Below are 12,630 nucleotides of genomic sequence, written 5' to 3' on the forward strand. Positions count from 1 at the left end.
AAAATTTACAGATATTCATTTAACTGTGTTGGTTTCCTGTTAGATGGACGTTTGGGTTATCGGATGGCACCATATAGAATCCATTTTGCCCCCTGTAATAGTATTTATGATTGTATAGTTTTATAACGCAAATTTTAAGCGAGATAATACTTCAGGGAGGAAATGATCATGATAAAAACTACATTAAAAAAAATTACTGTTGGCTTAATGTTTATTTGTTTTTCGGGTATAACCTTAGCCCAGGATTGGAACGATATCCCGGTGCCTGCAGATGCCGGAGAAGGTAACCGGTGGCAGGTTCAGGATGAAGTTTCCGATGATTTTAACTACACTTTTGAGGCAGCAAGTTCCCTAACTACCATCAATAACAAGTGGACCAACTTCTATCATAACAGCTGGGATGGTCCAGGGACAACCTACTGGCAATACGACCATGTTTCGGTGGATGGCAGTGACCTCGTGGTTCGGGCATCCAGAAACCCAAGCACTGCCAAGATGGGAGTTCCTGGAATAAACGCAGCTTGTATCACCTCAACCAACCGGGTAAAATATCCTGTTTTTGTAGAGGCCAGTATTAGCGTGGCAGATATCGTGTTGGCTTCGGATGTTTGGTTGCTAAGTGCCGATGATACACAGGAAATAGATATTATAGAATGTTATGGTGGTGCCGATGAGGGTAATGGTTTCTTTGCTAAATTTATTCATATGAGCCATCATTCTTTTATCCGAAATCCTTTCACGGATTATCAACCCACCGATAACAACAGTTGGTGGCAAAAAGATGGAGTTACCAGTTGGGGCGAATACTGTTGGAACAGCGGTACAAGAAAATATGTACGGGTTGGGGTTAACTGGATCAGTCCGTTCCATTTTGAGTATTATGTGGATGGTGAACTGCAAAGGGTATTATACGATAAGGCCTTTGCTACAAAAAAAGCAGGCACTTGGTATTATACCTATCCAACCATGACCAACGGGGTATTGGATAAAGATGGAGGGTATCAAAAAGTCATTCAGCATTCAACCAGCACAAACTATGAGTTTAGCAGATTAGAAGCTGCCAGTAACACATCGTCAGTTAGTGTCATTGATCCATATGAGTACCAAAACGGTAACGGTTTCACCAAGGAGTTGGATATTATCATTAACGTAGAATCGCAGGACTGGCATGTAAATGCCGGCAGAACACCCACAGATGCGCAATTGAACAACCCGGCCAAAAATACCATGAAAGTGGATTGGATTCGGGTCTGCAAACCTGTACAGAAAACAGGGGTAAAACTTACCAAAAAGAACAGCCTGCGTTTATTTCCCAATCCGGTAAAAAACGATTTATTTATAGAGAAAGAGAGCGGTGACAAATTTGAGAAAGTTCAGGTTTTATCAATGGCAGGAACAGTTTTGTATGAAGAAGCAGTAAACCCTGATCAAAACAATTACCGGATTGATGTTAGCTTTCTATTGCCGGGTATGTATATTATCAATCTGGAAGGTAAGATAAGGGCAACGCAGGTTTTTGTGAAGGTTTGAGTGTGTTTTGGGAAATGAAGATACCTGAAATTCTTGTGTGTTTCAGACTTTCACCGATATTAATACGTGTGCAATCATGGTAATTAAAGCTGAACAATTTGATTGGCATAATGCAGTACATTTTGTTTTCGTGAAACCATAAAAACGATATCAACTTTATTTTTACATTTGGCGATAATATATTTGATATCTTCTTCATCTAATGAAGAGAAAACTTCATCCAGGATTAAAATTTTAGGTTGGTAGATAAAAGCTCTCAGGAAAGCTACTTTTTGTTTCTGCCCATCAGAAAGGTTGATGCCGTCTTTACCAATAACCCAGTCCAGGTGCGATGTATCTTTTAAGCCAATAAACTGAATAAATTCTTTCTCTAAATTCGGGGAAATTGTGCAGCCGCTGTATTCTATGTTTTGACGGATACTGCCGTTAACCATTAAGCTGTCGGTACCCAGGTACAAACAAAGTTTCCTTTTTTGCGCAAGGTTCAAATCGCTCTTGCCATTAAATAGTATTTGCCCTTGGGTAGGCGCATAAAACTGGGGAATAAGGTTTAATAAGCTTGTTTTGCCCGAACCCGTTTTCCCTCTGACGCCAACGATATCACCTTTTTTAAATTCGTAGTTTAAGTTTTTAAATACCGACCTTTCGTCATCGGGGTATGAAAAACTTACGTTTTGAAAGCTGACATTTTCTATTTGATCAGCCTTATCTTTTATCTCCTGTTCTGATCCAACTTCTTCATCTTCATCAAGCAAATGGAATATTTTTTTAGTGCTCACCAAAGCAACATGCAGTTGCCCCCAAGCCTGAGCTACCTTTTTTACAGGTTTGTATGCGGTTTTAACCAGGTATAAAAAGAATACGATGTCGCCTAAAGTACTATCGCCCTGCGCTAATTTATAGGTGTAAAAAATGTAAACCACGGACAAAACAATCATACCCAGAAAATCGCTGCCGGGATTCAAGGCAAACTTTAGTTTAATAAGCTTAAGGTTGTGTTTGTAATTTTCTACTACCAAATTATTAAAGGCTTCCACTTCCTTGTCTTCCTTTTTATAAGACTTGACTAGTTTTATTCTGTTAATTTTTTCTTCTAAGTAAGCCGTATAATCACCAACGTTATCTGTTATTTTCTTACTTACCTTTTTTATATGTTTTGTTATTCTGTCTATCAGGATTAGTGAAAGCGGGAAATAAATGATGGTGAACAACGACAATTCCCAGCTCATATAAAACATAACCGGAATAAATATGAGCAGGTATATGGATACCCGGGCTACTTCAATCAATAAATCAATAATTTCGTTTAATGTTGCAACATCATAGGTTATTCTGGAGACAACATCGCCTGTTTTATTTTTATGAAAGAAAAAATAGGGTAGACGTACTACTTTAGCATAGATATCGGACTTAAAATGAAGAAGTATTTTCTGCGTGGCAGCATTCATAAATACCCTTCGCAAATAGTTAAACAAAGACAATAAAAAATACAGCCCTACAAATATCAGGCATAACATTAACATGCCCTCTAATATTTCATCCTGACCTTTAAGAGTTTTATTAAATATTTTTATTTTTTCATCGGTAATTGGGTTTTTAATACTGTATTTTGCCGGTAGTTTCATGTTTTTAAGAACACCATCAGCAAACGTTCCCGAGAATTTGTCAATCAAATCAATCAGGAATTTAAGCATCGAACCAGTAAACAATTCCACAATTCCCATTAAAAGCGTAGCAAGTACCCCAAGGGAAATAAGTTTTTTTTGTTTTGCTATATATTTAAATAGTCTTCGAGAATTGCTTTGCATTTTTTAGTTATTTGTAAATACCGATTCTTGTTGCACAAATGTATATTCTTTTTTGATAGAGATAGTTTGCCAGGTTTCGTTACCTGAAGCCATTACAGGAACAACTAGTCTCCTTGCCCATAAATGAGGGCGTAACGAATTTTGATTGTCAATTTTATGGTCATCAGGGATAAATTCAGCATGCCGGTTGACCGACATTAAATGGATGCCTCTTTTGCGTAATTCACCAACCGTGGTTATTTGCGGTAAGTCCCTGATATCGGCATAATCGACTATTCTGCCCGACTCTCCCAAATGGGTTAAGCCTACTGCTGCTACAGCGCCAATTATTCCGTCATTGGTTCCTCCATGTCCGGAGAGATGAACGCCTTTGGCGGCTACCTTGGCTTCTGCCTGCGTGGTTTTTACTCCCGTACATTTTATGCCAAAACGAATTAAAGCACTTAAATCATCATCTTCAGAAGCCACACAGAAACCCGGGTCGCTGTCTTCAAAAAAATGATTAAGGATATGTGCTATTCCTCTTTGAATCAAAGTTTCCCGATACGTTTCATCTGGCGCTTCAATTACACAACATAGAGATGAGTTATGCGAAGTCATAGGTACATCTGGCGAATGCAATAACTGCTGTCGAACCACCATTTTTTGATTGCATTCGGAAGGTATTACATCGGCAAACCAGCGAGCCAGTTTGCCCGTTCCACGTCCACAATCTAAAGTATCTGTATCATCAAAAGCTACGTAAAATATCATGTTTTTTAGTATCTATTATTAAGATATAAGACTATCCCAAGCTGTATGTTACTTCATAAATATTGTGATCAAGATTCTATATTTTTAAAAATCCCATCCCTTCACTTTTGTCTCAGGACTAAAGGGAAGGGCCTTAGCCTCTTTGCTTGGGCCATGCCCTGGACTATGTTCTTTTCGGTCTACAGCCTGATTAAACAGGCTGTATAAAAACTGCCTACTGCCTGTACGCTAAAGAATGCCAACTAATTCTGAAGCTGTAAATCACCTTCTCTTTTTTATAAGGTAAAATTTAAACCAACTCTTATGTTACGTCCTACTATCTCCGATTCTTTAACCGCACCTTGTTTAATTACTACCTTTTCGTTAAACAAATTAACTGTGTTTACAAAAACACTTCCCCAAGGTTTAAAGAAGTATTTTAAGCGGGCATCCCATTGTGTATAGGGTTGGTACACCTGTCGGGCAACTAGAGTGCCTTCGTCGGTGCCTCCTGCAATATATCTATTACCAATGTGATTAACCCCAACAGATACCTGCAATTTTAATTCGGAGTTGAAATAATCCAGAGATGAATTTGTTGTGTATTCTGGTTGTTCGTTAAGTCTGCGATGCTCACCAGTGCTGGCATCCCTAACCTCAGAACCTAACCAGGAAACATTACTGTTGAGGGTAAGCTCATTTTTTTTATAACGCAAAAGCCTTAAATGAAAATCTACATCAAAGCCCCATATTAAACCGCTATCTACATTCACCGATTGAATTACCTGGTAACCATAGTTGTCATCTATTCCCACGTTTTTCATTTCAATCACATCGCGCATGATACTGTAAAAACCGCGTAAGGTGATATAATTATTGTTTTTCGAATATTGTTCAATACCAGCGCTTATTGTATAAGCATCAGATGGTTGCAGGTCTTTGTTTCCTCTTTCAATAGTTGATTTTTTGTGTTTGATTTTGTCGATGGGTACCTGGGCATTAAATGGAGGTCGTGAAATTTGACGGGCGATGTCCGCTTTAAAAAAGAGCCTGTCGTTGCAATGGTATTTGGCATGTATAGAAGGGTTCAGTGATGTATAATTAAAATCTCCTTCTTCATCTAATGTTTTGTATGAACGTTTGTCGTAGTCTACACGAACAGAAGGAACAACCTGAAATTTGTTCCAACTTATTTCGTCTGTGGCGTACATACTGCCTCGGTACTCGTTCATCTTGTAGGAGCCATCCGTTATTTCGTCCCAGAATTTACGTTCGTATATTCTGGTGTAAACAAGTCTGGAATAATCGCGCCATAAACCTGACGCTCTTATTCCAAATTTAAGGGTATGGTTATTACGTGTGTTTTGGAAATCACTCTTAAAGATGGATTCTGTATTTTCCTGGTTCTCATCTTCCAGGCTTTCTGTAAGGCCTGAAGTTTTAGCGGTTAATCTCCAGCGTTCTTTTTCGTCATTATTCTGGGAGAAATTTAAAGCGTTGGCCCATTTCCAGTTTTCCCCTTTGGTTTCAAAACGTAAGGTTTGGGTATGTAACCTTCGTAACTTGCTGTCGGAAGCTGTATCCGATGTGAAGTTCAATGTTCCATCTGAACGGTGTTTGATGTCTGCCACAAAGTCAAGCGACTCGTCGTAATTACTGAAAAAGGTCTCGAACTTTAGTTTAGAATGCTGGCTTACATCATAGTTGAGGGTTCCCGTAAAACCATGAATTTCAACATCGATGTCCTCTAACTCCGTTCCTGAAATATCACCCTCGGTGAGTGTATTTACATTTGAACGGTTGAATTGGTTGTAACTATAGCTTGCAATAAATGATAGTTTTTTAAACGAATTTCCGTAGGTAACAGACATATCCGGGTTTAATCCGTCATGAGTAGAGGTATGGTCAAGTGCAATGTTGGCACTGAAATACTTTTCGTCGGGTGTGTCTTTAAGTTTTATGTTCACCACACCCATAGATGCATCGGCTCCCCATTCGGCAGGAGGATTATAGATAATTTCAATTTCCTCCACCATGTCAACAGGTATTCTGTCGAGTTTAAAATCCCTGTAATCTTCCCCTCCGGCAGGTCGGTTACCATTAATAAGTACGGATTGGAACTGCTTGTCCAAGCCGCCCATCATTATGTTTCGGTTGAAGGATGGTGGCCCCTGGATAAAAACACGTGGTAGACGTTTTAATAGATCACCAACGGTATGGTTTCCAAAATTATTTAACTCTTTGCTACTGATAACAATTGTAGCAGGGGTTGCTTTTTTTTGTTGCTCTATGGCATCGTTTTTTGCCCTGGCTTCAACAGTAACTTCTTTAATTTGATGAACTTTTTGAGCCTTTAAAAGAACCATTCCTAAAAGAGATATGAAAAGAAGTATTCGTTTTTTATTCATGTTTGAAGTGAGAGTTTATAGGAAGTTAGAAATTAATCCCCATCCCGACGCCCAAGGCGTGGCTCTTCCCCTTAGCCTGAGGGCAAAAGGGAAGAGCCATTTACATGCTGTAAATTTTAATAAAAGGTAAAAACCTTGTTTGTTATTCTGCAATCTCGTATACCTTTAGTGCAAAGGTTCCGGGAATAGTATTCTTAATGTGGATTTTAAAATTATTCTCTGAGTCATCGGTTAAAATATATTTTATATCATCGGTATGACTCTTGTTTTTATCCAGGTAATCTTTCCCCTTAACAACATCCTTGTATGGAGTTGCACCGTCTGTATGCATTACCGAACCAGTAATGTCAGCGGTGTACCCGGTTTCAGGAGAATCAACCTCTTTCCAAACAATGGCTATGTTTTTTGCTCCGGTATATTTAACTTTAAATCCAAGTAATTCATCTTGTTTAATTGTAAAGTCTAACCAGGTATCAGCAATGGAGAAGTCAGCATAATCAACGGTTATTACACTTGCAGCATTGGCACGTATAGCAAATGTTCCAGGTGTATTAGTTTCGCCGACCGTAACTTTCACTAAAAACGAAATTTCGTTATTTTCAAGCCCAAACGATTTTGCTTTTTCGCCATATCCGTTGTCCTTGTCTAAGATATATGCGGTGATACCATCTAACTGATAGGCTGAAACCATTATATCCCCGGAGTAGTTTCTGTCTTCTCCTTGGCCACTAGCTTCTGCCCATTCCAGGTATGCAGTTGTAGAACCCGCATCGCAAGTCACCTTAAACCATAGCTCTTCGCCTTCTGCAATTTCATCTTCAACCCATTTGTTATCTGAAACCATATCGGTTGGTAGAACCTCAGGTGTTACTTCGTCATCATCCGAACAAGACGCAAAAGTGAGAACAATTGTCAGGAAAAATAGTCGTATAATTAAATTGTTAAGTTTCATCTTTGTTTATTATTTGTGGTTTATAGTTGTTTAAACTTAATAGCTAGCGTTTCGTCTTTCGTTGTTTTTTCCCTGCCTGTTCGGCAGACAGGCACCGTAAAGTCTTTGGGCATATCCGCAACCCTTGTGATGCTATGTTTTTTTCTTTTATTTCTCCCGGCGTTGCCACCCCGGTTATTCATATTCAGCCCCTTCTGGGTTGTTGTTGTTGTTGTTGTTGTTGTTGTTGTTGTTTCATTTGATTTTTTTTTACTGCCTACTTAATACGGTTAACAGAATACTAATGACTATCCACGCTGTGAATCATCCTGAACGAATGCTCTATGGTTGGGATTATTTCATTTAAATATTCATTAACAGCTTTGGTGCTTCCGGGTAACACATATACCAGGGTAGCGTCTATTGTGCCAGCTACACTTCGGCTAACCAGGGCATTGGGTTTATGAGCGCCATATTTAATGCGTATATGCTCCATTATGCCAGGTATTTCTTTATCCAACATGGGTTTTACCACATCCGGCGTAATATCTCTTTTCCCAAGGCCAGTTCCACCGGTGGTGATAACGATATCGTAGTTTTTGGCTTCCAATAACGCTTCTTTAATTAAAGCTGCATCATCTGGTAAAATCTTTCGGTCAATGTTATAATGCCTTCCGCTGTTATCAAAAAACTCAGTCATCATTTTTTCAGCGAATGGCCCGCTTTTATCTTCATAAACTCCATTGTATGCCCTGTCGCTTAAAGTAAGCACCATCGTTTTAATGACTCTTGGCTTGTATTCAAAAGTATCGCCGGGCTTTAATTCACCCGCTTTAATAACCCTGCAAAAAATACCTTCAACTGGCATTACACAATCGCCTATTTGTTTCATGATATCGCAACCATGGTGGCATTTTTTTCCTATCTGTGTTACTTCAAGCTCTATCTGATCACCTACAAAACGGTCGAATACACTTGTTTTATGAAGCTCTAAGCCTTCGGTAGTAATGTTTTCGGCAAATACACCCATATCCAGTTTTACATCAGCCTTTTTGGCTTCCATCTTTCGGTAGCTCTCAATGCCTAACAGGCTGATTTGTCGGTGCCAATCACCGGCATGGGCATCTCCAACCATTCCATTGAAATCGATTGTAGCCTTTTCAATCGGCTTTTTAACGGTTCCTTTGCCTGCGGAGGTGTTTAGAGATATGACTTTTAGTTTGCTCATGATTTACTCTTTAATTTTACTGATAAGTTTAATTCCCCGCATCACCATGTTTTTGTCAACAGCCTTGCACATATCGTAAATAGTAAGCAATGCCACGTTAACAGCCGTTAATGCTTCCATTTCTACACCGGTTTTGCCAATGCATTTTGCCAATGCTGTAACCTCAATGCCATCTTCCAATATTCCTAACTCTACATCTACTTTCGAAAGTTGTAAAGGATGACAAAGCGGAATCAGGTTGGATGTTTGTTTGGCCCCCATTATACCTGCAATTCGGGCCGTAGATAATACATCCCCTTTTTTAAGCGTGTTGCTATTAACCTGCTCAAGTGTTTCTTTGTTAAGCTGGATAAAACCTTTCGCCTGAGCGGTCCTGGTTTGATCCGGTTTTGAAGAAACGTCCACCATGTTGGCTTCACCTTTTTCGTTTATGTGCGATAATTTTGTCATGCTCATCAATTTTATTATCCGCCAATATTATAGAATCCGTGATTCTGACTTTTCTTTCCCTTTTCGGGTTTGTTGCCTAGGGCAGCCGCGAATGCACCATCAATACCATTTTCTGTTATACTATAGGCTTTATTACTAAATAAACAAGGTTTTATATAACCATCGGCGCTCAAGCGTAGTCTATTGCAGATGGAGCAATTACCTCCATTACCTCCTTCTACTTGTGAGAAAGTCCCGGACTTGAGGTCCATCTGTCGGATATATTGAATTTTAAGGTCTTCCCTGATGCAAAACTCTTCCAGGTCTTCCAATTCATCTTTGTCGGATGATTCCATTTTAACTACATTGATTTTAATAGGAGTGAGGCCAGCGTTTTTGGCTGCCTGAATCCCATCAAACACATCCTGAATATTACCACCTCGGGTAATCTGGGCAAATTTTTCGCTTGAAAGGGTATCCAAACTTATGTTTACCCTGTTTAAGCCGGCACCTTTCAAGTCATTAGCGTATTTAGAAAGCAAGATACCATTGGTAGTCATGTTAATTTCATCAATGCCATCAATAGCTTTTAAAAGTTTAACCAGTGTAACCAAGCCCTTCCTGGCCAATGGTTCACCTCCCGTAAGACGAATTTTATTAATGCCGAAATTTTCAGCACCCACTTTGGCTACTTCCGCTATTCTTTCAAAAGAAAGTACATCTTCATGCCTCATTAACTGAATGCCTTCTGCAGGCATACAATAGGTGCAGCGCAGATTGCAACGGTCAGTTACCGATATCCTTAAGTAATTTATTTCCCTGTTAAAAGCGTCTAACATCTACTCTATCTCCCTTTTTAAATTCCATAACGCCCAAAGGCATTATGATCATACTGTTTGCATGCGTTAAAGCATTAATGTGTGCTGCTCCATGATATTCGACGGCATTCACGGTCTGCTCTTCATTTAAAAAAGCGGGTATAAATTTCAGACGATCTGTTTTTTTACGTGAATAGTCTTCGGTTAATTTGGCTTTTACCATTTTGGGTTCCAAATCATAACCCATCATTTTATACAAAAATGCTTTGATGTATAATTCAAACTGAATAAAAGAAGAGGCAGGGTTGCCCGCCAAGCCAAAGCAGAACTTATTACCATTCTTGGCAAATATTAAAGGTTTGCCGGGTTGAACCATCACGCGGGTAATCAACATTTCAAATCCCAATTCCTCAATAACAGAAGGAATAAAATCGAAATCGCCTTCCGATACTCCACCTGAAAGAATCACCACATCGCTTTTTTCAAAAGCGAAAGCAATTTTGTTCTTGGTTTCTTCAAAATCGTCGGTAATAATTCCGCCATATTTTCCTGAGATGCCTATTTCTTCCAGCTGTGCCATCATTTGGGAAGAGTTGGTGTTTCGTATCTGAAACGATAAAGGTTTTTCGCTGGGTTCAACCAACTCGCTACCTGTAGCAAAAACGGATACTCTTGGCTGACACTTTACTTCGGGCTCAATAATACCGGCTCCTGCTAATATTGGCATATGACAAGAAGTAAGCAACGTGTTTTTAAGTAGAGCTGCATCTCCAACCTGAACATCTTCGCCCGTATAACAGATGTTGCTTTTTGTTTTTTCAGCTTGAATAATGATTTTGTTACGAGCACTCTCTTCAACGTACTCCTTCATAACAACACAATCAGCGCCTTCTGGAACAACTGCGCCTGTCATTATTTTTGCACATTGATTAGGGCCAATTTTATTTTCAGGTTTTTTGCCCGCATGTATAAGCTCCACTATTTCCAGCTCATTTTTAATATCCTGCATGCGACATGCGTAACCATCCATTGCAGACTTATTAAATGGAGGCAGTGCTATATCGTAATATGTATCTTTAGCCAAAATACGTTGGCGCGCGTGCTTAAGTTTTACTGTTTCAGTTCCTAACTCAACTGCGTTGGAAAGTATAATGTGTAACGCATCTTTAAATTCAATCATTCTCAACATATCATTGCCACATGGAGGGCTGTTAAACGAATTGCAAAAATATGCAAATCGAATTAATAAATAATGGATTTGCAATAAAATGCCATTTGAAAATGTAATTTATATTTGAAATAAATTGCCCGTAAAATAAGGGATGTTGAGTTATTGTCTAGTTTGACAGTTAATCTTGTGTGGGTTTTTTTTTATGGTAGAAAATGGAGTTGATTTCAAACTATATTTATAAATCATGTCTGTAAACCATTTTTCTATTTATTCAGTTCGTGGAAAAACTTTTTTGTCATATCGTGGATTGATTTGTCAAACTCCTCCCGAAGTTCTTTGTGGGCAGTTATCAGGTTTAATCCATCATTTGTCAACGAAGTTTTTCCTCCCTGGTTTCCTCCCCGTTGACGATTGAGCAGATTAAACCCTAATTGCTCTTCCATCTTTTGAATAATGCCCCACGCTTTTCGATAACTAATATTCAGGTGTTCGGCAGCTTCTTTTATCGACCCCATATTATGTATTGCATTTAAAAGTGAAAAATGAAGAGAAGTCATGATGCTACCTTTCTTGCGATGATTGAGCTGAATGGAATAGTCGAGAAAGATATCGTAATATTTTGAGCCTTTTGGACCAGCCATATTTTCTAGTTTTTATTAGTTATAAATGACCACAAACACTACAATTCTTGTTTTTTTCGATACTAATTTTCGAGAATTCTAATGTTATTGAATCTAAATATATTAAAGTATTTGAAATATCGTTTGTGCCAACAATATATTTAATGGTTTCCAATGCTTGCAAGGTTCCTGCTATTCCTGCAACAGCACCTAGCACTGGTTTTGGTTCTGTACTGTCCTTGGCGTCATCAAATAAGCAGTTGATACATGGTGTATGGGGAGGGTTTATGAGGGTTAATTGTGTATTCCAACCATCTATGCCGGCATGCATAATAGGAATGTTTTTTTTGATAGAGTACCGGTTCAATACCCTGCGGGTTAATATGTTATCTAAACAGTCAACCATTATATGCGCTGAATTAGCCATCTTAGCAATACTATTGTTGTCAATGGTTTCATTAAAGGGGACAATATTAATTTCAGGATTCAGGGTGTTTAATGTATCAAAAGCAGAATCGGACTTAGGTGTCCCTATTTTTTTTGTCGAGTGAAGTATTTGCCTGTTCAGATTGCTTAGTTCAACTTTGTCGCGATCACAAACAACCAAATGACCAACTCCAGCAGCTGCCAGATAGTAACAAACCGGAGCTCCTAAACCGCCGGCACCGGCAACAAATACTTTTGCATTTTTAAGTTTTTCCTGAGCTTCTGTCCCAAATTGAGGTAATATAAGTTGCCTTTGATATCTAATATGTTCTTTTTCGCTTAACATTACAATGGGTTGAAATGAAAAGGCAATTTAATAAAATGCGGTATAAATCAAGAATTATTTATTTCCCTCATTCATTGCCGCGTTATAGTGTTAGGTATATTCTGCAATTAGGGGGGTGTTTGATAAAATATGACTAGACAAAAACTCAATTGATACCAGCTAGCTCTTAGGGTAAAAACATAA

General features: G+C 38.7%; 11 protein-coding genes. 1 reads left to right on the forward strand and 10 read right to left on the reverse strand.

The genetic code is table 11. The features are described 5' to 3' along the window. Positions 1 to 168: 168 nt before the first annotated feature. Positions 169 to 1,530 (forward strand): T9SS type A sorting domain-containing protein, encoded by a 1,362-nt coding sequence (locus ACRD64_RS14635; protein WP_430934189.1) that lies wholly within the window; start codon positions 169 to 171, stop codon positions 1,528 to 1,530. A gap of 83 nt (positions 1,531 to 1,613) precedes the next feature. Here ACRD64_RS14635 and ACRD64_RS14640 read toward each other — a convergent pair whose 3' ends face one another. The 10 genes from ACRD64_RS14640 to ACRD64_RS14685 all read right to left on the reverse strand — a co-directional run bounded on the left by ACRD64_RS14640 (position 1,614) and on the right by ACRD64_RS14685 (position 12,447). Further along, complete coding sequence (locus ACRD64_RS14640) at positions 1,614 to 3,338, reverse strand: ABC transporter ATP-binding protein (protein ID WP_430934190.1); 1,725 nt, start codon at positions 3,336 to 3,338, stop codon at positions 1,614 to 1,616. Between the two features lie 3 nt (positions 3,339 to 3,341). Then, the gene (locus tag ACRD64_RS14645) at positions 3,342 to 4,091 is read right to left on the reverse strand and encodes a hypothetical protein (RefSeq protein ID WP_430934191.1); all 750 of its coding nucleotides are present in this window, start codon (positions 4,089 to 4,091) and stop codon (positions 3,342 to 3,344) included. 275 nt (positions 4,092 to 4,366) lie between these two features. Continuing rightward, positions 4,367 to 6,478, reverse strand: a complete 2,112-nt coding sequence (locus ACRD64_RS14650) for a TonB-dependent receptor plug domain-containing protein (protein WP_430934192.1) — start codon at positions 6,476 to 6,478, stop codon at positions 4,367 to 4,369. Positions 6,479 to 6,620: 142 nt separating this feature from the next. Beyond that, positions 6,621 to 7,430, reverse strand: coding sequence for a hypothetical protein (locus ACRD64_RS14655; protein ID WP_430934193.1), 810 nt, complete (start codon positions 7,428 to 7,430; stop codon positions 6,621 to 6,623). 280 nt (positions 7,431 to 7,710) lie between these two features. Then, a complete protein-coding gene (locus tag ACRD64_RS14660) occupies positions 7,711 to 8,637 on the reverse strand; it encodes a molybdenum cofactor synthesis domain-containing protein (RefSeq protein WP_430934194.1) in 927 nt (308 codons plus the stop codon). A gap of 3 nt (positions 8,638 to 8,640) precedes the next feature. Further along, entirely contained in the window at positions 8,641 to 9,087 is a 447-nt protein-coding gene (gene moaC, locus ACRD64_RS14665) for a cyclic pyranopterin monophosphate synthase MoaC (RefSeq protein ID WP_430934195.1), read from the reverse strand. Between the two features lie 14 nt (positions 9,088 to 9,101). Then, positions 9,102 to 9,905, reverse strand: coding sequence for a GTP 3',8-cyclase MoaA (locus ACRD64_RS14670; protein ID WP_430934196.1), 804 nt, complete (start codon positions 9,903 to 9,905; stop codon positions 9,102 to 9,104). Then, positions 9,889 to 11,064: a molybdopterin molybdotransferase MoeA gene (locus ACRD64_RS14675; protein ID WP_430934197.1), complete on the reverse strand. Its 1,176-nt coding sequence runs from the start codon at positions 11,062 to 11,064 to the stop codon at positions 9,889 to 9,891. Before ACRD64_RS14675 ends, ACRD64_RS14670 begins: the two co-directional genes overlap by 17 nt. 254 nt (positions 11,065 to 11,318) lie before the next feature. Beyond that, positions 11,319 to 11,696 carry a winged helix-turn-helix domain-containing protein gene (locus ACRD64_RS14680; RefSeq protein WP_430934198.1) on the reverse strand — a complete coding sequence of 126 codons (378 nt, stop codon included), beginning with the start codon at positions 11,694 to 11,696 and terminating at the stop codon, positions 11,319 to 11,321. A gap of 19 nt (positions 11,697 to 11,715) precedes the next feature. After that, positions 11,716 to 12,447 carry a HesA/MoeB/ThiF family protein gene (locus ACRD64_RS14685; protein ID WP_430934199.1) on the reverse strand — a complete coding sequence of 244 codons (732 nt, stop codon included), beginning with the start codon at positions 12,445 to 12,447 and terminating at the stop codon, positions 11,716 to 11,718. Positions 12,448 to 12,630 lie beyond the last annotated feature (183 nt).

The sequence above is a fragment of the Saccharicrinis sp. 156 genome, assembly GCF_050589685.1.
GTDB lineage: Bacteria > Bacteroidota > Bacteroidia > Bacteroidales > Marinilabiliaceae > Saccharicrinis.